This window comes from Terribacillus aidingensis, assembly GCF_900215625.1.
Classification (GTDB): domain Bacteria; phylum Bacillota; class Bacilli; order Bacillales; family Amphibacillaceae; genus Terribacillus; species Terribacillus aidingensis.
In genome coordinates this window covers 324,279-344,502 of sequence record NZ_OBEK01000004.1, presented here as the reverse complement: position 1 = coordinate 344,502, position 20,224 = coordinate 324,279, and the positions used below count along the sequence as shown (strand labels likewise).

Annotated in this window: 23 protein-coding genes and 1 rRNA gene; 9 read left to right on the top strand and 15 right to left on the bottom strand. The window is 42.7% G+C overall.

Features of this window, described 5'->3' with window-relative positions:
• From CRO17_RS14325 to CRO17_RS14295, 7 genes are all read right to left on the bottom strand, one after another.
• A 16S ribosomal RNA gene (locus CRO17_RS14325) occupies window positions 1-249 on the bottom strand; the annotation flags it as partial.
• Between the two features lie 396 nt (window positions 250-645).
• Window positions 646-1,518: a nucleotidyltransferase-like protein gene (locus CRO17_RS14320; RefSeq protein ID WP_097043162.1), complete on the bottom strand. Its 873-nt coding sequence runs from the start codon at window positions 1,516-1,518 to the stop codon at window positions 646-648.
• 148 nt (window positions 1,519-1,666) lie between these two features.
• On the bottom strand, window positions 1,667-2,110 hold the full coding sequence (gene perR, locus CRO17_RS14315; protein ID WP_038558837.1) for a peroxide-responsive transcriptional repressor PerR: 444 nt from the start codon (window positions 2,108-2,110) through the stop codon (window positions 1,667-1,669).
• Between the two features lie 121 nt (window positions 2,111-2,231).
• Window positions 2,232-2,777: a cob(I)yrinic acid a,c-diamide adenosyltransferase gene (locus CRO17_RS14310; protein WP_097043161.1), complete on the bottom strand. Its 546-nt coding sequence runs from the start codon at window positions 2,775-2,777 to the stop codon at window positions 2,232-2,234.
• Window positions 2,777-3,733 carry a D-2-hydroxyacid dehydrogenase gene (locus CRO17_RS14305; protein ID WP_097043160.1) on the bottom strand — a complete coding sequence of 319 codons (957 nt, stop codon included), beginning with the start codon at window positions 3,731-3,733 and terminating at the stop codon, window positions 2,777-2,779. Before CRO17_RS14305 ends, CRO17_RS14310 begins: the two co-directional genes overlap by 1 nt.
• A gap of 325 nt (window positions 3,734-4,058) precedes the next feature.
• Window positions 4,059-4,529, bottom strand: a complete 471-nt coding sequence (gene bcp / locus CRO17_RS14300) for a thioredoxin-dependent thiol peroxidase (RefSeq protein ID WP_097043159.1) — start codon at window positions 4,527-4,529, stop codon at window positions 4,059-4,061.
• 60 nt (window positions 4,530-4,589) lie between these two features.
• Window positions 4,590-5,015 carry a potassium channel family protein gene (locus tag CRO17_RS14295; protein WP_245864804.1) on the bottom strand — a complete coding sequence of 142 codons (426 nt, stop codon included), beginning with the start codon at window positions 5,013-5,015 and terminating at the stop codon, window positions 4,590-4,592.
• Window positions 5,016-5,141: 126 nt separating this feature from the next.
• Here CRO17_RS14295 and CRO17_RS14290 point away from each other — a divergent pair, with 126 nt between their 5' ends.
• The 3 genes from CRO17_RS14290 (at window position 5,142) to CRO17_RS14280 (ending at window position 8,601) form a co-directional block, all read left to right on the top strand.
• Complete coding sequence (locus tag CRO17_RS14290; RefSeq protein ID WP_097043157.1) at window positions 5,142-6,431, top strand: glutamate-1-semialdehyde 2,1-aminomutase; 1,290 nt, start codon at window positions 5,142-5,144, stop codon at window positions 6,429-6,431.
• A 140-nt stretch (window positions 6,432-6,571) separates the two neighbouring features.
• Window positions 6,572-7,639 carry an FUSC family protein gene (locus tag CRO17_RS14285; RefSeq protein ID WP_097043156.1) on the top strand — a complete coding sequence of 356 codons (1,068 nt, stop codon included), beginning with the start codon at window positions 6,572-6,574 and terminating at the stop codon, window positions 7,637-7,639.
• 83 nt (window positions 7,640-7,722) lie between these two features.
• Window positions 7,723-8,601: an aminoglycoside 6-adenylyltransferase gene (locus CRO17_RS14280; protein ID WP_097043155.1), complete on the top strand. Its 879-nt coding sequence runs from the start codon at window positions 7,723-7,725 to the stop codon at window positions 8,599-8,601.
• A 34-nt stretch (window positions 8,602-8,635) separates the two neighbouring features.
• On the opposite strand, the gene CRO17_RS14275 is transcribed toward CRO17_RS14280, so the two are convergent.
• The 4 genes from CRO17_RS14275 to mutY all read right to left on the bottom strand — a co-directional run bounded on the left by CRO17_RS14275 (window position 8,636) and on the right by mutY (window position 12,636).
• Window positions 8,636-10,408: an ABC transporter ATP-binding protein gene (locus CRO17_RS14275; RefSeq protein WP_097043154.1), complete on the bottom strand. Its 1,773-nt coding sequence runs from the start codon at window positions 10,406-10,408 to the stop codon at window positions 8,636-8,638.
• Between the two features lie 72 nt (window positions 10,409-10,480).
• Window positions 10,481-11,008, bottom strand: a complete 528-nt coding sequence (gene ntdP / locus CRO17_RS14270) for a nucleoside tri-diphosphate phosphatase (protein WP_097043153.1) — start codon at window positions 11,006-11,008, stop codon at window positions 10,481-10,483.
• 186 nt (window positions 11,009-11,194) lie between these two features.
• Complete coding sequence (locus tag CRO17_RS14265; RefSeq protein ID WP_371747626.1) at window positions 11,195-11,473, bottom strand: gamma-type small acid-soluble spore protein; 279 nt, start codon at window positions 11,471-11,473, stop codon at window positions 11,195-11,197.
• Between the two features lie 65 nt (window positions 11,474-11,538).
• Window positions 11,539-12,636 carry an A/G-specific adenine glycosylase gene (gene mutY, locus CRO17_RS14260; RefSeq protein ID WP_097043152.1) on the bottom strand — a complete coding sequence of 366 codons (1,098 nt, stop codon included), beginning with the start codon at window positions 12,634-12,636 and terminating at the stop codon, window positions 11,539-11,541.
• 66 nt (window positions 12,637-12,702) lie between these two features.
• Between mutY and CRO17_RS14255 the strand changes: the two genes are divergently transcribed.
• Window positions 12,703-13,698 (top strand): metal-dependent hydrolase, encoded by a 996-nt coding sequence (locus CRO17_RS14255; RefSeq protein ID WP_097043151.1) that lies wholly within the window; start codon window positions 12,703-12,705, stop codon window positions 13,696-13,698.
• Between the two features lie 29 nt (window positions 13,699-13,727).
• On the opposite strand, the gene CRO17_RS14250 is transcribed toward CRO17_RS14255, so the two are convergent.
• The gene (locus CRO17_RS14250) at window positions 13,728-13,988 is read right to left on the bottom strand and encodes a YfhJ family protein (protein ID WP_097043150.1); all 261 of its coding nucleotides are present in this window, start codon (window positions 13,986-13,988) and stop codon (window positions 13,728-13,730) included.
• A gap of 102 nt (window positions 13,989-14,090) precedes the next feature.
• On the opposite strand from CRO17_RS14250, the gene CRO17_RS14245 reads away from it, so the two are divergent.
• Entirely contained in the window at window positions 14,091-14,255 is a 165-nt protein-coding gene (locus CRO17_RS14245) for a YpzG family protein (RefSeq protein ID WP_077304285.1), read from the top strand.
• Between the two features lie 31 nt (window positions 14,256-14,286).
• On the opposite strand, the gene CRO17_RS14240 is transcribed toward CRO17_RS14245, so the two are convergent.
• Both CRO17_RS14240 and recX read right to left on the bottom strand, forming a co-directional pair.
• Window positions 14,287-14,616 carry a YfhH family protein gene (locus tag CRO17_RS14240; protein ID WP_097043149.1) on the bottom strand — a complete coding sequence of 110 codons (330 nt, stop codon included), beginning with the start codon at window positions 14,614-14,616 and terminating at the stop codon, window positions 14,287-14,289.
• A gap of 19 nt (window positions 14,617-14,635) precedes the next feature.
• Window positions 14,636-15,463, bottom strand: coding sequence for a recombination regulator RecX (gene recX, locus CRO17_RS14235; RefSeq protein ID WP_097043148.1), 828 nt, complete (start codon window positions 15,461-15,463; stop codon window positions 14,636-14,638).
• A gap of 83 nt (window positions 15,464-15,546) precedes the next feature.
• Here recX and CRO17_RS14230 point away from each other — a divergent pair, with 83 nt between their 5' ends.
• Together CRO17_RS14230 and CRO17_RS14225 are read left to right on the top strand one after the other, a co-directional pair.
• Complete coding sequence (locus tag CRO17_RS14230) at window positions 15,547-16,443, top strand: TIGR01777 family oxidoreductase (RefSeq protein WP_097043147.1); 897 nt, start codon at window positions 15,547-15,549, stop codon at window positions 16,441-16,443.
• A 319-nt stretch (window positions 16,444-16,762) separates the two neighbouring features.
• The gene (locus CRO17_RS14225) at window positions 16,763-17,908 is read left to right on the top strand and encodes an AI-2E family transporter (RefSeq protein WP_097043146.1); all 1,146 of its coding nucleotides are present in this window, start codon (window positions 16,763-16,765) and stop codon (window positions 17,906-17,908) included.
• A gap of 40 nt (window positions 17,909-17,948) precedes the next feature.
• Here the strand turns inward: CRO17_RS14225 and CRO17_RS14220 are convergent, their stop codons facing one another.
• Complete coding sequence (locus tag CRO17_RS14220) at window positions 17,949-19,088, bottom strand: alcohol dehydrogenase catalytic domain-containing protein (protein ID WP_097043184.1); 1,140 nt, start codon at window positions 19,086-19,088, stop codon at window positions 17,949-17,951.
• Between the two features lie 415 nt (window positions 19,089-19,503).
• Here CRO17_RS14220 and CRO17_RS17645 point away from each other — a divergent pair, with 415 nt between their 5' ends.
• On the top strand, window positions 19,504-19,677 hold the full coding sequence (locus tag CRO17_RS17645; protein WP_179637100.1) for a hypothetical protein: 174 nt from the start codon (window positions 19,504-19,506) through the stop codon (window positions 19,675-19,677).
• A gap of 68 nt (window positions 19,678-19,745) precedes the next feature.
• Window positions 19,746-20,168 carry a YkvA family protein gene (locus CRO17_RS14215; RefSeq protein ID WP_097043145.1) on the top strand — a complete coding sequence of 141 codons (423 nt, stop codon included), beginning with the start codon at window positions 19,746-19,748 and terminating at the stop codon, window positions 20,166-20,168.
• The last annotated feature ends 56 nt before the right edge of the window (window positions 20,169-20,224 follow it).

Genomic DNA, 20,224 nt, shown 5'->3' with positions numbered 1-20,224 from the left:
ATCTGTAAGTGACAGCCGAAACCGTCTTTCCATTTTCAATCAGGAGAAAGAAAATACTATCCGGTATTAGCCCCGGTTTCCCGGAGTTATCCCAGTCTTACAGGCAGGTTGCCCACGTGTTACTCACCCGTCCGCCGCTCATTCCACTAGAATCACCCCGAAGGGGTCATCTAGCTTCCTGCGCTCGACTTGCATGTATTAGGCACGCCGCCAGCGTTCGTCCTGAGCCAAGATCAAACTCTCCATGAAAGTGTGATGCTTTGCTTCTTGCGCTGACGTTGATCTTATAAAAGACCATGTCGTTTAGTTCGTAATTGGTTGTTTTGTTCAGTTTTCAAAGATCAATTTTGTTTTGCCGCTTAATAGGCGACTAGAACATCATATCATGTTTTGACTTTCACTGTCAACATGTTTCTTAATTTCTGTTTGTCAGCCGTTGTTGCTCATCGGCGACGCATATAAATATAACACGCTGTTTCGTCCATCGTCAACAGATTTTTTAAGAAAAACATCAAATCAATTGATACCACGAAAATAAAGCTTTTCCAGCTTACCACAGCAGCACGCTGAAAATCACGTGATACAAGCTGTTTTTACTCACTAGGACAGCTTTCAGAAAACAAAAGCCGCCCTCTTATCTAGTTATCATAATTCTTTGATTTGATACTCCCGATGGTAAATCGCTTTGCCTTTCGTCTCTGTCAGCACCGCTTCAATAATCTCTTTTTCCTCTAAATAGTTAAGGAGCGCACTCAAATCAGCAGCATATGCTTCCACTTCTGGCCTATTCTTCAGTTCGCCGAAAGTCCAAGCTTCTTCCTTCATACGCATAACGTTCAGTAGATGATGCGCCGCGGAGTGTGATCTGGCATTGATAGCCACATTGACAGCAAGCAGCATCAGCTGTACACGCTGATCAGTCTCTTCATTGCTTTGAATGAATTCTTCACAAAGCTTATATACTTCCGAATCTATTCTACGCACTTGATTCCAAACTGTTACTTCCGGATGATGTCCTTTTTCAATAATCGAAAGCCGTGCTAAATAATGCAGACATCTGACCATCCTTGTGTAAGCATCTAAATATTGTCCGCTGTCATGAAGATCCTTTGTTTCTGCATAAGCACGAATCAGTTTCGCAAACTCGATTGTCATTTTCAGCTTGCGCTTCTCATAAGGAAAGCTTGCCAGCTCATGTTTTAAGTTGTCGATATATTCATTTCGATCGAAGACGACTTTCCCCTCGAAGATCCATTCAACGGCACGTCTATATGTACTTGTATCAATCCAGTATTGAAGCAGTGACTCTTCGACAATATGCATCGCAGCAATCATTCCTTCATAACTGTAATGCTTCGTATACCATGGTTCCTTAGCATCTTTTACAATGATAAGCAGAATCATATCAAAGTTATCGGTTGTCGGGCTATTCGGTCGTGTCTTCTCTACTAATATGATTCCAAGTGTATTCGGCATACTTGCACGTTCTTGATAAATTGGTCGAAGAATGTTCTCCAAGGCAAATCCCTCCGCTGCTCTTTTCTATATATTTTAGTAATAATTCAACATACTTCTTCAAATTCCCTTTTAAAATAACAAAAAGAAAAACCTTCATCACGAAAAAAGTGACAAAGGCTTTTCTATCTATAGAAGAAATCCGCTGAGGTTAATGCTTGGTTGTTTGCTGACAATCCGGGCACGTACCATACAGTTCCAAGCGGTGATGGGTTACATCAAAGTTTGTCACCTGGGCAGCGAGTTTCTCTACTTCATAAAGGCTTGGGTAATGGAAGTCGACGATTTTGCCACATTGATCACAAATCAAGTGGTAATGTTCTTCCGTATCACAATCGAAACGGCTGGAGGAATCTCCATATGTTAATTCCCGCACCAAACCGTTCTCACGGAATACGCGAAGGTTATTATAAACCGTCGCCACGCTCATATTCGGAAACTTATCCTCCAGCGCTCGATAGATATCATCAGCGGTAGGATGGATCTTGGAATTCAGCAAGAACTCAAGCACCGCATGACGCTGTGGTGTAATTCTGACGCCAGATTCTTTTAGTCGCTCCACTGCTGCTTGTAATCTCTGTTCAGACACCGTCATGCACCTCGCTTTCACTTGTAGATAATACATTTTTTCTAAACGATGACTATTATTACATTATACTTCTTCTAAATTGTAAAGCCGTCTCCCTTATCTTGTCAATAAAAAAACACAGAGGGTATCAAATATCCGGTGCAAGCAGTACTTCATCTGTGTCATGCAGAAGATTAGCATACCTAGCCGCTGTAAAAAGATAATCCGACAAACGATTAACAAAACGAAGGACTTCTTCGGTGCGTACTTCTGTTTCGAAAGACACGATTAACCGTTCTGCTCGTCTTACGATTGTTCTTGCCTGGTGCAGTGCAGCAGCACTTGGACAGCCGCCCGGCAGAATAAATTGCTTCAATGCCGGCAGTTCGGCCGCCCACTGATCCACTTCTTTTTCCAGCATCTCGGTATGCTGCGGCGTTAGCTTCCAATGTACTTCTTTATCAGCTGGTGTTGCCAATTCACTACCAGCATGAAACAGCAATGTCTGCACGCGCTGCAAGGATTTTATAAATGATTCGTTTTCTGCAGTCAGCAGACTGACTGCAGTGCCAATGGCCGCATTCGCTTCATCCAAGGTGCCATATGCTTCTACCCGGGGATGATTTTTAGGAACACGTGCGCCATAGATAAGAGACGTATCTCCCTTATCACCTGTTTTTGTGTAGATTTTCATTAGTATCCTCTGTTCAAATCAATTTTATTTAGATATTGCTTTTCCTTTGCATCCTCGGTATAGAGGCCTAAGTTCTGCTCAAAGATATTCATTGCCCGTTCCATATAATGAGGAGATTGACCTGCCATATGCGGTGTCAGGATAACACGAGGATGATCCCAGAATGGATGGTCCTCCGGAAGCGGCTCTTCCTCAAACACATCTAGTACGGCTGCTTTTATTTTGCTTTGATTCAATGCTTCAAGCAAGACATCAGTCGCTACTGCGTCTCCGCGACCCATATTCAGGAATACTGCGTGCTTTGGCATCTGATCAAAGTGTTCTTTCTTATAGAAGTACTTCGTTTCCTTTGTACTAGGAAGAATGGAAATTAAGTAATCTGCATGCGGCAATACTGTTTCAATCTCTGTCTGCTTATACACTTCATCAAAGTGCTCTTTCGGAGAACCGCTGCGGCTCACTCCAATTGTATGCATACGAAAGGCCTTCCCTAGGCGTGCGACTTCCTGTCCAATAGCGCCAGCCCCGACTACCACGAGTTTTTTTGCGGTAATTTCGTCAATCTTCAGCTCTTTATCCCATACATGCTCTTCCTGCTTTTTCAGATAGTCACGCTCTTTACGGGCTACTGCTAGAATAGATGAAATTGCGTATTCAGCCATTTGAATACGATGAATGCCATTGGCGTTCGTCAGCATAATACCTTTTTCACTCATCAATTCAAGCGGCAGGTTATCAACTCCAGCAGAAATGACATGAACCCACTTGAGCTTATCGGCTGCGCGAATGGAGTCTTCATCCGCCCCTCTTCCGCCGGTTACTAGTATTTCTGCTTTCTTGATTAACTCAGCTACTTCTTCTTTCTCTGTACTGAAATGGAATGTTACACCTGGATAAGAACTCTCAAAATGCTGCTTCATCTGCTGATCTACTTTCAACGCTACAAGAACTTGCATATGTATCCCCTCCAAAAGTGTTTGTTGTCTTTCTTCTACTATACCTCTTTTCCTTTCTGTACGAAAAGCATCATCTCTTCATAAAAAAAGCTCAGACGATAAACGTCTGAGCAACTATCATGTAGGGGAGGTTTCGTACTGTACTTTATGCACAGCGAGCGCCCCTGGTATATGCACTTGTCACGAATCGAGAATTATCAATTTACTGAGTGTGAAAATTCCGTCTTTTATATTGAGTGTTTCATCATAAAATATCCCATACACTGGAGGACTAGCCCCGATAACATAAAAGCGATCCAACGTATGTACATTGGACCGCCATTTCTTATTGTAAATTATCTCGGATAAACGCAAGCGCTTCTTCTGTATGGCCATCAACTTTTACTTTACGGAATTCCTTCTGAAGGTTTCCTTCTTTATCAATGATAAAAGTGGAGCGCTCAATGCCGTAATATTCTTTGCCGAAGTTCTTTTTCAGCTTCCAGCATTCATAATCCTCTGCCACCGTGTGCTCCACGTCTGCAAGCAATAGGAATGGCAGATCAAATTTATTGATGAATTTCTCATGACTTTCAATCGGGTCTGGACTGACACCGATGATGATCGCATTCAGGTCAGTAAATTTCTCATGGTTGTCACGGAAACTGCATGCTTCTGTTGTACAGCCTGGTGTGTTGTCTTTTGGGTAGAAATAAAGCACGATGTTTTTGCCTTTGAAGTCCTGCAGCGATACGATATCGCCATTTGTTGCTGGCAGCGTAAAGCTTGGAGCTGCTTTGCCGATTTCTGTTGTCATGGATAGGCCTCCCTTAATACGGATATCTCTTAGCGTATCCGATTTGGACAAGGAGCACAACTATTCTCCTTCACCCTTCATCCGCTGCCGTACAACCGTATGCTGCCATACTTTCAGCACAAGACCTGAAGGAAGCAAATAGCCAATTAAAGCTTCAATTAATGCGAGTAAACGGCCAAACCCGACAGGCAGGATATCCCCGTAGCCGACAGTGAGCAGCGTGACACCGCTGAAATAAATGGAATGCAGCAAGGACCCTGCCAGCGAGGAGTCAATCAAGTCGCCGCCTTCGGCCAAAACAATGCCCTCAATGGACAGCATAAAATAGATTAAACCAAAAGCAAGCATCACACTGATATAGAGAAACAATAAGGATAAAAACAAATCTATTGAAAACATAGAAGAGGGTTTTACTTCATGTTTAAAAAAAGAATACATGCAGCCAATCAAGGCAATGAATATAAAGATTACCAGCACAAATACCATGTCCATCCCTCCGCACTATCAGTTTACGAGCAGCCTGTCCATACTATGTGCAGCAAGCTTCTTTTTTTCGAAGCTTTCTATCGATATGCTATACTGGAATAGAGAAAGATACGGAGGTTTTCCTACATGAATAAAACAAAATCAGAACAATTACATAAAGAAGCGCTCGAACATATTGTTGGCGGCGTTAACTCCCCTTCCCGCTCATTTAAAGCGGTTGGCGGCGGCTCACCAGTTTATATGGAAAAAGCGGAAGGTGCTTATTTCTGGGATGTAGACGGCAATAAATATATTGATTATCTGGCGGCATACGGTCCAATTATTACAGGACATGCTCACCCGCATATCACAGAAGCCATTACAAAAGCCGCCCAAAACGGTGTGCTATACGGAACGCCGACACGTCTGGAGAACCAATTCGCCCAAATGCTGAAGGAAGCAATCCCTTCCTTGCACAAAGTCCGTTTCACTAACTCTGGTACCGAGTCTGTTATGACGACAATCCGGGTAGCACGTGCTTACACGGGGCGCAACAAACTGATTAAGTTTGCCGGCTGTTATCACGGCCATTCCGATCCTGTACTTGTGGAAGCAGGCTCCGGTCCATCTACATTAGGCACACCCGACTCTGCAGGTGTTCCGGCATCCATAGCAGCCGATATGATTACAGTTCCTTTCAATGATACAGAAGCGTTGCACGATGCTTTGGAAAAATGGGGCGATGAGATTGCCGGTGTTCTTGTCGAACCAATTGTCGGCAACTTCGGGATCGTAACGCCGGAACCTGGATTCCTGGAAAAAGTAAATGAATATGCACATGCAAAAGGTGCTCTCGTTATTTACGATGAAGTTATTACAGCCTTCCGCTTTACTTACGGCAGTGCACAGCAGCTGCTCGGCGTTGAGCCGGATCTTACGGCAATGGGAAAAGTTATTGGCGGCGGTTTGCCAATCGGTGCCTATGGCGGTAAAAAAGAAATCATGGAACAAGTCGCACCGCTAGGTCCCGCTTATCAGGCAGGTACAATGGCCGGAAATCCAGCATCTATGGCGGCGGGAATTGCTTGCTTGGAAGTATTGCAGCAGCCAGGTGTATATGATCGCTTTGAAGAGCTTGGCGCGAAACTGGAAGCTGGCATTAAACAGCACGCTGCTGAGGCTGGCGTCACAATTACTGTTAACCGCTTGAAAGGTGCGCTTACTGTCTACTTTACAGACGAGAAGATCACGAACTATGCACAAGCTTCCAATTCAGACGGTGAGAAATTCGCTCAATTCTTCCAGCTCATGCTAGAACAAGGCATCAACCTCGCTCCATCTAAGTATGAAGCATGGTTCCTTACAACCGCACATACAGAAGAAGATATCGAACAAACATTAAAAGCTGTAAAAACAAGCTTTGAGCAAATGAAATAAGGGTACTCTAAAAGGCATTAGCACTTCCGCTGGTGCCTTTTTGGTATGAAATAATTCTGCAGTTAATACTTTATTATCTAGGAGCATTCGTGTAACATCATATAGAATAGTCTTTCATAGAAAGATCGGAGGATCCGAGCATGAAACTTGGTGCCAGAATGTTAAAAACTGGCGTGGCAATTACACTTGCCTTATATGCAGCAACTTTGCTTAACTTGACGCCGGTATTCGCTGCTATCGGAGCTGCTTTTTCGATGCGGCAGTCTGTTTATCAGTCTTATATCGGACTCATGGATCAAGTAAAAGGGAATATCGTCGGACTCGTTGTCGCTATTACGATGTTCTACACATTCGGTACGGAGCCGATTATTATTGGTGTATCGGCCATCTTAACAATTGGACTTTGTGTAAGTTTGAAGATAAAGGAAAGTGTCATTGCAATCGTTTCACTCGTGGCAGTCATGGAGAATAACAGCGGAATAGATTTTCTTCCTTTCGCTATGCTCCGTTTCTCGACATTGACACTAGGTATTCTTTCCGCTTTCTTCGTGAATTTAGTATTTCTGCCACCTAAATATGAAGTGGTATTACTACAGAAGATTGATCAATTCAGCACAGAGATTCTGCAATGGCTGCGCGTCGCGACACGCAGCTGGTCTGACCAGCCCGCTTTAAAGGATGAAATTGCAAGAATAGAAGCTGAGATCGGTAAAATAGACGATATCTATACCCGCTTCCAAGAAGAACGCACATACACGAAAAAGCAAAAACTCGTGAAAGCACGTAAATTAGTTGTCATCCGCCAGATGATTACGACCTTGAAACAATCACACGGAATCCTGGAAGAAGTCTATAATCTAGGCGATAAGATGAACGATCTGCCAACACGCTCCAGCGATACATTTGTAGAAGAGCTCGACAAAGCCATTATGTCTCACGAGAAACTAATTTTATGTGCAATGGGACGGATTAAGCTGCAGCAAGATGAGAGTACTTTAAGAGAAACTCTTGATCCCGACATCCCAGCGCTTGTCGATCTGTTAATCCATGTATTCGAAAACAAAGAGAACGAAGAGAAAATGCTTTTCCTTCCGCTCTCTTCCCGATTGATGGAATACCATCGAGAGCTTGACCACTTGAAACGACTGCTGAACAGTTACTTGCAGTACCATAATGAAGATTCTACGGTAGTCATGCCTAAGGAATAGCAATTCATACATCACTCTTATTGGGTGGTGTATTTTTTTATATACTGATACAAAGTGGTATAACAGAAGAGGAGGATTCCAAATTGAGAAACGAAAAGGATATGACGAGCTTGTTTAAATCTGTGGCTCAACGAGATGAAAGGATTCGCGCAGTGTATATGAATGGATCCAAAACGAATCCTTCTGCACCGAAAGACATTTTTCAAGATTATGATATCGTATATGTTGTATCAGAATTAACTTCCTTTCTTTCTGATTCACAGTGGCTCGAGATTTTTGGGGAAATACTGATGAAGCAAGAACCTGATAAACTAGCTTATCTCGAAAGTAAAGAACAGATTAACTCCTATGGCTATTTGATGCTTTTTCATGACGGCAATCGAATTGACCTTCGATTGCAGACAATAGCTGATATGCAGCATACCTATACAAAAGACAGCTTGACCGTCCCTATTTTGGACAAAGACTCCATTCTTCCAGCCATTCCTCCAGCTTCTGACCGAGACTATCATGTTGAAGAACCAACAGAATCTGCTTATTATGCGTGTACAAACAATTTTTGGTGGTGTTTGCAAAACGTCGCTAAAGGTATTTGGCGATCAGAGCTTCCCTATGCAAAGCAGATGTTCGAACAAGTAATTCGACCTTGTCTCGATGAAATGGCAGCTTGGCAAATAGGCTGTACCAACGATTTTCAAGTGTCCCCCGGTAAAATGGGCAAATACTTTAACATTTATCTGCCAAATGACTATTGGCAGTTATACGAATCCACATATTCTTCCGGCGAAACAGAAGCTTTCTGGAATAGCATATTTGCAGCGTGTACTTTGTTCCGCCTGCTCGCATTGGACGTTGCATCACATTTATCTTTTTCTTATGCGGAAGAAGAGGAAACCGCTATGCTTTATTACTTGCGGTCAGTTCAAGATCTGCCTAAGGATGCTTCTGCAATACTTTTATAAAAAAAGATAGATGAAAACAAGTCTCCCTGTTCATCTATCCTTTTTCTGTCGTTAATGTAGAATGATCATCAAGATGCTGAATTTGATACAAATTGAAATAGTTCCCTTTGAGCGCCATTAAGTCGACGTGCGAGCCTTGCTCGACAATTTCGCCGTTTTGCACGACGACGATACGGTCTGCATGCGTGATGGTGGCCAATCGATGGGCAACGATAAATGTTGTCCGGTCCGATGCAAGTTTTTCTAATGCTTCTTGAATCAAGTGCTCGCTTTCCAAGTCCAGCGCCGAAGTGGCTTCGTCCAAAATGAGAATCGGCGGGTTCTTCAAGAAAATGCGGGCGATAGCGATACGCTGCTTTTGGCCGCCGGATAGTTTCACACCGCGTTCGCCGACGAGTGTGTTGTATCCTTCTGAAAGATTTTCGATAAACTCATGGGCGTTCGCTGCTTTAGCCGCCGCTACCACTTCTTCATGGCTCGCTTCGGGTCTGCCAAGCTTGATATTCATTTCGACTGATTCACTGAACAGAATATTATCCTGCAGCACCATGCCGATTTTATCGCGCAAAGAACGAGACTGCACATCGCGGATATCAGTTCCATCGATTGTAATCCTGCCGCTCGTCACTTCATAAAAGCGCGGAATCAGGCTGACGATGGTTGACTTACCGCCTCCGCTCATCCCGACAAAGGCTACTGTTTCTCCTCGCTTTACATCTAGTGAGATATCTTTCAGCACAAGCTCTTCATTCTCGCCATATTGGAACGATACATTTTCTATTGCTACATCTCCAGCCACATGCTTCAATTCTGGAGCATTTGGTTTATCCTCGATATCGTATTTCTCATCAATAAATTCAAATACGCGATCCATCGAAGCGACTGCTTGCGTAAGGGTGGTTGAAGAGTTGGCCAGCCGACGGAGCGGACTGTACACACGATCCATAAAACCAGCAAAAGCAACCATTGTTCCTAAAGTTAAATTGCCTTGAATTACTTCATAAGCTGCATAGGCAATGACGATTAGCGGTGCTAAATCGGTGATTGTGTTAATAACCGCAAATGTCTTCGCGTTCCAAGATGTATGCTGAATGGCGCTATCCAGGAAGTTACGGTTTTGGGTGTCAAATTGGTGCTGTTCGTAATCCTCCAGCGCAAAACTTCTCGTTACCGGTATTCCCTGCACCCGCTCATGTAAATGACCCTGCACTTCAGCTAATGCCTGCGACCGTTTTCGTGTCAAACTCCGAAGTCGCTCATAAAAGTACTTGATGGCTACACCATATACCGGGAACAGCACAATTGCGACAAGCGTAAGCGATACGTCCATTGTAAACATAATAGCAACTGCAATAATGATGGTAGCCAAATCAAGCCAGACGTTCATCAGACCTGTCATAATGAAGTTCTTCGTCTGTTCGACATCATTAATGACCCGGGAAATAATTTCCCCTGTTTTTGTTTGCGAATAATAGCGCAAACTTAAGCGCTGAATATGGTCAAACAGCTTGTTCCGGATATCATAAAGCACCCGGTTTCCTGTCCATTGCGCTAAGTATTGACGGTAATATTCAATTGGCGGACGCAAGACGAGGAAGACTATCAATGATCCGCCAATAATCCAGAAGAGCCTTTGCACTTTTTCTTCCATCGCTAAATCTGCATTCACGATATGGTCGACAACGTATCCTAAAATTAACGGAATCAGCAAAGGTATTGCGAATTTTACTATTCCAATTAAAATTGTAAAAATGATTTTCCATTTGTACGGCTTCACAAAATATAAATACCGTTTTGTACTGCTCATACGTATCACCTCTCTGTTGTATACAACGACAAATCCCTGCCGAGGCTGGCAAGGATCTGTAGCTTACGTTATTTATCTGTAGGTTAGGAACAGCTCATACCAGGTATCAATAAAATCTGGGGAAAAAGGACCTTTTCCTTGCCGGATCCAGCTAATCAGGATGTCCACCTGATTCCACAAAATCCGTTCTATCTCGGGCGGATAGTTCATTTGGCGCTTATGAATATTAAACTCGTCCTCATCAAGCAGCGTAAAAGTCATATCGGGATATATCTTAATATCCAAATCGTAATCAATATACTTCAGCGCCTCCCCATCGTATGCATACGGGGAACTAATATTACAATAATAATAAATGCCATCTGTGCGCAGCATACCGATAATATTGAACCAGTACTTCGCATGGAAGTAGACAATGGCTGGTTCACGCGTTATCCATGTCCGTCCGTCACTTTCCGTTACCATCGTCCGATCATTGGCACCGATCAAGATCTCTGCCGTACTCTTCAATACTGTGCTGCTTTCCCATACCCGATGGAGCTGGCCATTATGTTTATAGCTCTGTATCTGAATTTTCGTACCTGTCTCTGGGCCAGCCATGCGAATCTTCCTTCCTTGGTTATTTTCCTATATGTATGATCATTTCTTCTTATTATAAAGATATTTCAGACACAATGGAAATGAAACACGCTGGCCGCCACTCTATTATGACTAAAATAGCCCCCCAGCGTGCGCTGAGGGGCTGCATTTACCTATACGAAAATAACAATTCAAACAAAATTCGCCTTACTTACGGGACTGCTGGTTCTGCTGCTGTACTTGCTGTACATCAGTTTCAGAAGCGAATTCAGTTCCGAACTGCTGGCTGCTGGAAGCGCCAGTTGCTTTCTGACGAGACTGCTGGTTCTGCTGTTGAACCTGCTGTACGTCTGTTTCAGAAGCAAATTCAGTTCCGAATTGCTGGCTGCTGGAAGCGCCAGCTGCTTTCTGACGAGACTGCTGGTTTTGTTGAGTAACGTGGTTTACTTCAGTACCAGATTGTGTCTTCTTGTTCAATGTTATCACCTCCGCCACATTACTTTCTCCCGAATGTGACGTTGTTATCCAAGAAATATAAAAAAGTAACTGGTTTATTCTGGAATGTGAATTTGCTGGATTATTTTCTGGTGCGGCACCGGAAAAGGATAATTTGCTATGTCTTCACGAGAGACAAACCGCCCCTTGTCTGGCACTTCTCCATCACTGACTGTTGTTGCACGAAGCACAATTACTTCCCAAATAATGTGCGAGAAAACATGCCGAACTGGCAATAATGTTTCCTCTACCTTAATCTCCAGTCCGTACTCCAGTTTGAACCAATAAGCCAGCTGCTCTATCGTTACTTCTGTCGCATCAGCCATTGGAAACTGCCACAAACTCGCCAGCAAGCCTTCCTCGGGTCTTTGCTCAATGAGCAGCTCCCCTTTTTCGTTTTCCACGATCACAGAAAGGTAAGGCTTGGTTCGCTGCTTCTTGCCTTTCGATTTGATTGGTAATTCTTCCTGAATCCCTTGCTTGAAAGCAGCACAATGTTCTTGAACCGGACATAGCATACAGGCTGGTTTTTTCGGCGTACAAATTAAGGCGCCCAGCTCCATGAGTCCTTGGTTGAAGGAAGAAGGGTCTTCCTGTGAAATCATTTTCTCTACTGCTGCTTCAAAGATTTTTCTCGTCTTTGGTTTGGCAATGTCTTCTGTGATGAATAATATTCTGGACAGAACGCGCATCACATTGCCATCAACTGCTGGCTGCGGAATGCCGTAAGCGATACTGAGAATCGCACCTGTTGTGTAAGGTCCCACTCCTTTCAGCTTTCCTAGCTCCTCCGCGTTAGCAGGTACTTGGCCATCATATACTGTCGCCACTTCCCGTACAGCGTTTTGAAGATTACGTGCTCGGGAATAGTAACCTAAGCCTTCCCACGCTTTCAGAACATCTTGCTCGTCTGCTTCTGCTAATGCCTGGATGGTTGGGAAACGTTCCATAAATCTGTTGTAAAAAGGGATAACCGTATCTACCTTGGTCTGCTGGAGCATAATTTCAGAAACCCAAACCCGGTACGGATCTTGATTTTCACGCCATGGCAGTGACCGTTTTTCTTGCAGAAACCAATTAATTAAGTCATCTTGAAATAAATCAATCGAAAATTGCTGAAACTTATTATATAAATCGTCTAATTCCAAATTCATTCACACTCCGTGTTACAATATAATTATTATGGGTGGTTTGGTTTGATCAGAAGGAGGACTCAACAGATGGACACTGGTACCCATATCGTCATGGGGGTAGCCCTAGGGGGGCTTGCCACACTCGATCCTGCTGTTCACCAAGATCCTGTCTTGTTCAATGCTGTACTTGCAGGCACAATCCTTGGTTCACAGGCACCAGACTTTGATACAGTACTGAAATTACGGAACAACGCTTCTTATTTGCGAAACCACCGGGGAATAACCCATTCCATTCCTGCCGTCATTTTGTGGGGATTGGCAATATCGCTTCTTTTGTATATGTCAATACCAGATATCAGCTTCCTGCATCTATGGCTATGGACTGGCGGCGCAGTAGTGCTGCACGTGTTCGTTGATGTATTCAATGCATACGGCACACAGGCATACCGGCCATTTACCCGGCGCTGGGTTGCGTATGGCTTTATTAACACATTCGATCCATTCATCTTTACGATGCATGCAATCGGGATTGTCCTATGGCTTATTGGTTTCGAACCTGGCATAACATTCCTCGTCATTTATAGTATCCTTGCGCTTTATTATGTGAAACGTTACATGGATAAACGCAGGATTATCAAACAAGTAAAGGAAGAAATACCCGATGCTCAAATCATTGCCACTTCTCCAACAATGAAACAAGGATTCTGGCGTGTTGCTATCACTGCCCCTGATCGATTCTGTGTTGGGAAGGTAGAAAATTGGCAGCTGCGTCTCATCGATGAATTCGAACGAAAACCATTGCCGGATAACGAGCTAATGGAAGTTGCCAGAGAAGACAAGAATATCTCCGCATTTCTCAGCTTCTCTCCTGTGTTTACTTGGGAAGTGAATCTGTATGATGATTTTACTGAATTGCGGCTGATTGACTTGCGCTATCACAATAGTGCACAGCATTATCCATTTAAGGCTGTTGTGCAGATTAATGACAATCATCAAGTTATGAGCTCGTATACAGGATGGATCTTCTCTGAGCAAAAGCTGCAGCGCAAGCTGTTTACAGATGATAATCCTTCCGCATTATAAAACCTGGAGAAATTTTTCTCCAGGTTTTTTTATTGCTTTCGTTGTATAAATAAATGGTGATATTTCGGGTTTCGTTCCAGGAACTCATCTAATCGTTGTCCATAATGCTGAATCCACTGCCGAACGATGGACTCTGTCATCTCTTGCCCTTCGTATTTACGTCCCGCTTTCGCACGTGTTGCCTCAAAATCTTCCCATAATATCTCCACCCAAGTGCGGGCCTCGTCCATTGTCAGCCGCTCATTTTGCTGCTTCAGCAGGTCGGCAAGTTCTTGAAATTTTGTTTCCATCATTTTTTCTTCCTTTCCAGCATAAACCCAACATAAAGATAAAAAAAGCGCACAAGCTAGTAGTATTGCGGGCCACCCAAATTGCTTGAGGAGGCAGATAACATGTCCAAGTTTGATCGTTTTTCCAAGTACGGCACCATTAATTCCATTATTCAATCCCCTCGCTCATCCGCGAAGCATGCGAATAATCAGGTGAACGGGGAAACACGTCGAACACAAACCGATATGATCGTCGCTACTCAATCAACGAAGAATAACCGCAAATAAAAGCCACCTCGGCTCTTGTGAGCCGAGGTGCTTACATAGTTGTTTTGCCTAACACACTTATCGGCAGGGCTTCCAGCTCTTGCCCTGTTTCAGTGCCTTGTCTGCGATACCCCCAAGCAAAGACACCATTCATATAATCGATTGTAAAGACATGTGAACGATCACCTTTGATTTCATACGTGGCACCAGCTTTAAAGTCATGCGGATTCAACGTATACGCTTTAGCCATCTGCCGCTTGCGCTCCAATATCTGATATTCACTGAAATTACCCATTTGCTCAGCCTTTTGCTGCTGTATCTTCAGCTGTTTCAGCTCATCTTTTAATTGCTCTATTGTCAAATCACTATAACGTAATTGCATCCTCTGCACCTGCTTTCCGTCAGTAAAGGTCTTGTTCCTTGGCTTCATCCAGATATTTTTGAATCAAATCCATCGAGAAGCCTTTCCGATACAATCCCATCTTTATTTTCTGCACCAGCTCATAGCCTTCTGCTTTTTGTACATATTTACGTACCAGCTTGTCTCCTTGGTAGCGGACAGCGTCCAGTTCAGCATCAACATCTGGTTCTGCTTCTGACAATGCCTGAGAAACAGCTTCTTTTGCTGCAGATGATGTGAATCCTTTCGTGAGAAGCTGCTGCTGCGCAAGCTGACGCTTTTCTTGTTGAGATTTCTTCGATTTGGACTGCAACTTTGTGTTTGCCAGCTTGACAGCTTTTTCGAGTTCTCTTTCAAAACTGTAAAAGGTCATTGCATCATCCGCAATCTTGCCGGTAATGCCCTTTTCCTGCAGTTCTTTGCGAATAACAAGGGGTCCTTTGCTCGTTGTATTTACTTTTGTCCGCACAAAGGCAGCAGCAAAAGCAGCATCATCCGTATACCCTTGTTCTTCAAGTCTTCTTAAAGCTTCCTCCACATGGTCGGGGTGCTGCTCTTTTTTAAGAAGATATGTCTTTATTTCTTTTTTTGAGCGCATACGGTAGCTTAAATATTGTAAGGCCAGGGTAAAGCACTTATGAGCAGCATCTTTTTCAACGAGAGATTGAAGTGCTTCTTCGGACATTTCTTTCCCTTTCGCAATTCCGCTGCGTATGAGAAGATCCTCATCTAAACCAAAGCCGAATTTCTCGCCCTTACCATCATCAAGGAAAATGTTATAACGGCCAATATTATTTTTCTGGGTCGTGATTTTTGCGATTTTCACCATTTTCGACACCTCTTATGTGTTTATTCTACCATGAAATAACGTCATGCAAAATTGTAAGCTTATGCGATAAGGAGGATTCAAAAATGAACATTGTAATTAGCGGCGGCACTGGATTCGTTGGCAAACAGCTATCTGAGACTTTAATGGAACAAGGTCATCATGTGTACATTCTGACAAGATCTCCAGAAGAAAAGCTGGATACAAAACAAGTCACCTACATTGGCTGGCTGAAGAAAGGCTATGATCCTCTTTCCCAGCTGCCGGAAATCGACGCTGCAGTGAATTTAGCAGGGACTAGTTTGTTCGGCAAATGGACAAAAGAGAAAAAGAAAAGCATTCGCAGCAGTCGTCTGGAAGCAACGGAAACACTTGTTGATATGATTGGGAAAATGCCAAAGAAACCAAAAGTCTTGGTCAGCGGTTCTGCTGTCGGATTTTATGGTACAAGTGAACAGGATTCTTACACAGAAGAAACGAATAAACGCGGAGAGGACTTTTTGGCAGATGTAACATATGAATGGGAACAAGCAGCTCTCCAAGCAAATGCTCTTGGTGTCCGGACTGTTCTGGCACGCTTTGGCATCGTCCTTGGTCATAAAGGAGCACTTCCGCTGATGCAGCTGCCTTTCCGTTACTTCGCAGGCGGTAAGATTGGCAGCGGCGAACAGTGGCTTTCTTGGATTCATGTACAAGATGCTGCGGGAATGATTGCTTATGCAATAGAACAAGAATCCATTAAAGGAGCTCTAAACGTGACTGCACCGCATCCGCGCCGAAATAAAGATTTCAGTAAGGCGCTTGCGAATACACTGCACCGCCCTTATTGGACAATTGCTCCAGCACCAATTATTCAAAAAGCATTAGGAGAAATGAGCACATTAATCCTTGAAGGCCAATGTGTGTATCCGAGAAAAGCCATGGAGAACGGGTATACTTTCCATTATCCTAATTTATCTGAAGCATTGGAACATGCGTTGTAAAGCTGGATTACGTATAGGAAAGGAATAAATGCAATTCCTGTGGAGCAGACTTGTGCACAAATATCCTTTTTATTCTTGTGGATAATGTGCATAAGTCTCTTTTTCGCTTTAATAAAAGCATAACGCATGTGGATAATATTGTTCATAACTTCATCTGTTATTTCTATCAACATTTTTATATGACGAACCCGTTTGCTTCAGTAGCTAAATTCATTTCGAACGATTACAATGAATATACGATTACTTGCCATAATTTTAGGCTATAATGGTAGAAAAACTAGAATTTTGGAATAGCAGGCCACAAGAGGAGAGGATTGCCATGCCAGATTTTCAAAGAACCAAACAAGGGAAATTTCGTAATTTTTTCTTGAATAATAAATTTGTTATTGCAATGCTGGTTCTGTTTATCATCGGTTTAAATATATTGGTCTATTCGCGTGTATCCTTTATATTTACACCGATTGTTGTCATTGTAAAAACAGTGATATTGCCTATCATACTTACCGGAATCGTCTATTATCTGACAGTTCCAATCGTCAACTATTTAGAAAAGAAACGTGTAAAACGAGTTTACTCGATTATTGCCCTCTATCTTGTGATCATTGGACTGCTTACGATTTTAATCGTTTCTGTTATTCCAGTGCTAAAAGAACAAACATTAAGTCTAATAAACAATAGTACAGAGTATTTTGATCAAGGTGTAGAGATGGTTCAATCAATAACCGGCAGCAATATTGTAAATCAATTACAGCAATCCGGGAATTTTGATCTGAACCAAGTTCTGAATGAACTGCAAACACGCGGAACAAGCTTATTAAATAATTTCTTCTCCAATTTAACGAGCTTTGTCGGTGCTGTAACAGAAGTAGTTATTTCCATCGTGACTGTACCTTTCATCCTCTTCTATTTATTGAAGGATGGAAAGAAACTGCCGGCATATATCCTGAAACTTCTTCCGGTTCGCTTCCGCAGCCAAACTTTCGAAGTGATGTCTGAAATGAACCATCAGATCAGTTCTTACATACGCGGTCAGATTATTGTCAGCTTTGTCATCGGTATTCTTTTATATATCGGCTATCTGATTATTGGTCTGGAATACGCACCAGTTCTTGCCGTTATCGCGGCGTTTACAAGTGTCGTGCCATACCTTGGCCCAGCTATTGCCATTACTCCTGCGATCATCATTGCAATCGTCACGTCGCCGTTTATGCTGCTAAAGCTTGTTATCGTCTGGACGATTGTACAGCTGGTGGAAGGAAAACTAATCACACCGCAGATTATGGGACGCAACATTCGCGTACATCCGATTACGATTATCTTTGTAATTCTGACAGCCGGAAACCTATTTGGCGTCGTCGGCGTTATTCTCGCGGTACCTGGATATGCGATTTTGAAAGTAATTGTCACGCACACATTTCACTGGTTTAAGAAAAGATCTCATCTGTATGAGGAAAAAACAAAATAAAACGAAGAAAAGGAGCTGCTTTTTTTGCAGCTCCTTTTTCTTATGGCTTTAATAATACTTTGATATTATTATCTTTTTTTTCATCAAAGATCTTATATGCCTCTTTTGCTTCGCTAATTTTCATTGTGTGGGTAATAATATCTGTCGGATCGAAGACACCCTCTTCTACCATTTGGTACAACTTAGGCATCAAGTGTATGACCGGAGCTTGTCCCATAGTCAGTGTCACATTTCGAGAAAAGAAATCGCCAATCGGAAAACCATTCGCTTCTGTTCCATACACACCCGTCAGCTGTACCGTACCAAATTTGCGCACCGATTCACTTGCGGTAATAATCGGCTGGATTGTCCCAAACTGATTCTCGTGTTCAGAACCGAATGGCACGCCGTCTGGTACAGTACCATCCATTCCAACACAATCAATTACTACATCTGCTCCTCCATTTGTTTCACTATGAAGCAAAGAGCCAATTTCTGCGTTATCAGCAAAATTGTATGTTTCCACGTTATTCATTTTCTTAGCATGATCCAGCCGATGGGGTACGCTATCTACAGCTATCACGCGTTCAGCACCTTTCAGCCAGGCAAATTTTTGTGCCATTTGGCCGATAGGTCCTGCTCCAAGAATAATAACTGTATCCCCTTTTTTGAGAGCGCTGTTTTCTACACTCCAGTACGCTGTTGGGATAACATCAGATAAAAACACTACGCTTTCATCTTTCAGCTCACTTGATTCTGGTACTTTAAAAGAGGTAAAGTCGGCATAAGGAACGCGCAAGTATTCAGCTTGCCCACCCGGATAATCGCCGAATTGGTCAGCAAAACCAAAAAGACCTCCTGCATCGGTATGCGGGTTGGAATTCGAATTATCACATTGACTCTCCATTTGGTGGCTGCAATAGTAACATTCACCGCAGCCTATGTTGAATGGAATAACAACTCGGTCACCTTTTTGCAAGTTTTTCACTTCAGAGCCTACTTCCTCTACAATTCCCATAGGCTCGTGACCAATAATATAATCTTTTTCTGGTTTAATGCCCCCATGATACAAATGAAGATCCGACCCACAAATACCTGTTGCTGTTATTTTCACTATCATATCCGTTGATTTCTGAATAGAAGGTACTTCGACTGACTTGACTTCAATATTTTCTTTGCCTTGAAATGTGACAGCTTGCATCATGAATGTCTATCTCCTTTATCATGTAGTTGCTCAACTATACCTGTTGCCTGCTGTCTCTAAACCTTGTAAAACTTTTCTTTAAAAAGTTGAAACCTTTTCCCAAAGACGTACGTCTATATATTGAGAACGAAAAATATGTATTTCTAACAACATTACCTCCCACATATTTTTGTCTTCTCACCACACTTATTTCTAACAACAACAGAAAAGCAGGCAGCCCCCGCTGCCTGCTTTTCCTCGTTTGTGAGCTTTGTCACTTTCTCTCTGTGCACACTTTCTATATAATAGATAAGTGATTCCTTTTTATCTCTGCATTTATCTATTTTTAAAGTTACCTGTTACGAATATCACACCTATGTTTTTTTGATAGAGATTTCTTTAGGGTCCTATCGATTTACGAGAGGAGAGCATCATGTTCAAAGTCATAGCAGTTGATTCGAATCAAGTGAAGCTTGAATTCGCCAGTAAGGACGGCAAGAACTTCACCTTTGAAACATATGAGGAAGCAGAATCCTTTATGCAGGAAGTAAAAGCAAAAGATACACTCCCAGAACGATATCGCGTGCTCATCAAGAAGATCGACTAACCCCTTTGTTGCATGATAGGAGACAATTCCATCATAATAGAAACAGAAGAAAACAAGGAGGCAACCAAATGAAATGGAACTTAACACAGCTCCTGGAGAAACAGCATGCTTATACACCAAAAGCAAAAGCTTTGCTGCAGGATAAGGAAAAATCAAAGGAGCTCCTTGCGAATGTTTCAACAAAAGCAAGCGACAATAAAGGCAAGTTAGCAGAGATTTGGTCGGATTTGCAGCTTATGGTTAATATACTTCGCGACTGGCGCAAAGGCACTTACAAACAGCTGCCGAAGAAGTCATTGCTCATGATTGCAGCGACGTTCCTCTATTTTCTTAGCCCGATTGATTTTGTACCTGATTTCCTACCAGGAGGATTGCTTGACGATGTCGCACTGATTGGTTTTACTTTCACACAAATACAATCAGATGTTGCAGCCTACAAAGAATGGAAAAATCAACAGCCAATTAAAACCACTTCAATAGATATTTCGTAAAGAAGAGTGCATCGGGCACTCTTTTTTAAATAGATTCATTCCTTTTACTTTCTAAT

Bases quoted from the DNA above. Each gene is read 5' to 3' on its own strand.
- CRO17_RS14240 (WP_097043149.1), bottom strand. From the start codon at position 14,616: ATGCAATTACGTTATAGTGATTTGACAATAGAGCAATTAAAAGATGAG.
- ntdP (WP_097043153.1), bottom strand. From the start codon at position 11,008: ATGGCTGGCCCAGAGACAGGTACGAAAATTCAGATACAGAGCTATAAA.
- CRO17_RS14215 (WP_097043145.1), top strand. From the start codon at position 19,746: ATGAAATGGAACTTAACACAGCTCCTGGAGAAACAGCATGCTTATACA.
- CRO17_RS14285 (WP_097043156.1), top strand. From the start codon at position 6,572: ATGAAACTTGGTGCCAGAATGTTAAAAACTGGCGTGGCAATTACACTT.
- CRO17_RS14290 (WP_097043157.1), top strand. From the start codon at position 5,142: ATGAATAAAACAAAATCAGAACAATTACATAAAGAAGCGCTCGAACAT.
- CRO17_RS14220 (WP_097043184.1), bottom strand. From the start codon at position 19,088: ATGCAAGCTGTCACATTTCAAGGCAAAGAAAATATTGAAGTCAAGTCA.
- CRO17_RS14295 (WP_245864804.1), bottom strand. From the start codon at position 5,015: ATGGTATTTGTGCTGGTAATCTTTATATTCATTGCCTTGATTGGCTGC.
- CRO17_RS14275 (WP_097043154.1), bottom strand. From the start codon at position 10,408: ATGAGCAGTACAAAACGGTATTTATATTTTGTGAAGCCGTACAAATGG.
- CRO17_RS14310 (WP_097043161.1), bottom strand. From the start codon at position 2,777: ATGAAAATCTACACAAAAACAGGTGATAAGGGAGATACGTCTCTTATC.
- mutY (WP_097043152.1), bottom strand. From the start codon at position 12,636: ATGAATTTGGAATTAGACGATTTATATAATAAGTTTCAGCAATTTTCG.
- CRO17_RS14255 (WP_097043151.1), top strand. From the start codon at position 12,703: ATGGACACTGGTACCCATATCGTCATGGGGGTAGCCCTAGGGGGGCTT.
- recX (WP_097043148.1), bottom strand. From the start codon at position 15,463: ATGGTGAAAATCGCAAAAATCACGACCCAGAAAAATAATATTGGCCGT.
- CRO17_RS17645 (WP_179637100.1), top strand. From the start codon at position 19,504: ATGTTCAAAGTCATAGCAGTTGATTCGAATCAAGTGAAGCTTGAATTC.
- CRO17_RS14250 (WP_097043150.1), bottom strand. From the start codon at position 13,988: ATGGAAACAAAATTTCAAGAACTTGCCGACCTGCTGAAGCAGCAAAAT.
- CRO17_RS14305 (WP_097043160.1), bottom strand. From the start codon at position 3,733: ATGCAAGTTCTTGTAGCGTTGAAAGTAGATCAGCAGATGAAGCAGCAT.
- CRO17_RS14230 (WP_097043147.1), top strand. From the start codon at position 15,547: ATGAACATTGTAATTAGCGGCGGCACTGGATTCGTTGGCAAACAGCTA.
- CRO17_RS14225 (WP_097043146.1), top strand. From the start codon at position 16,763: ATGCCAGATTTTCAAAGAACCAAACAAGGGAAATTTCGTAATTTTTTC.
- CRO17_RS14245 (WP_077304285.1), top strand. From the start codon at position 14,091: ATGTCCAAGTTTGATCGTTTTTCCAAGTACGGCACCATTAATTCCATT.
- bcp (WP_097043159.1), bottom strand. From the start codon at position 4,529: ATGACAACAGAAATCGGCAAAGCAGCTCCAAGCTTTACGCTGCCAGCA.
- perR (WP_038558837.1), bottom strand. From the start codon at position 2,110: ATGACGGTGTCTGAACAGAGATTACAAGCAGCAGTGGAGCGACTAAAA.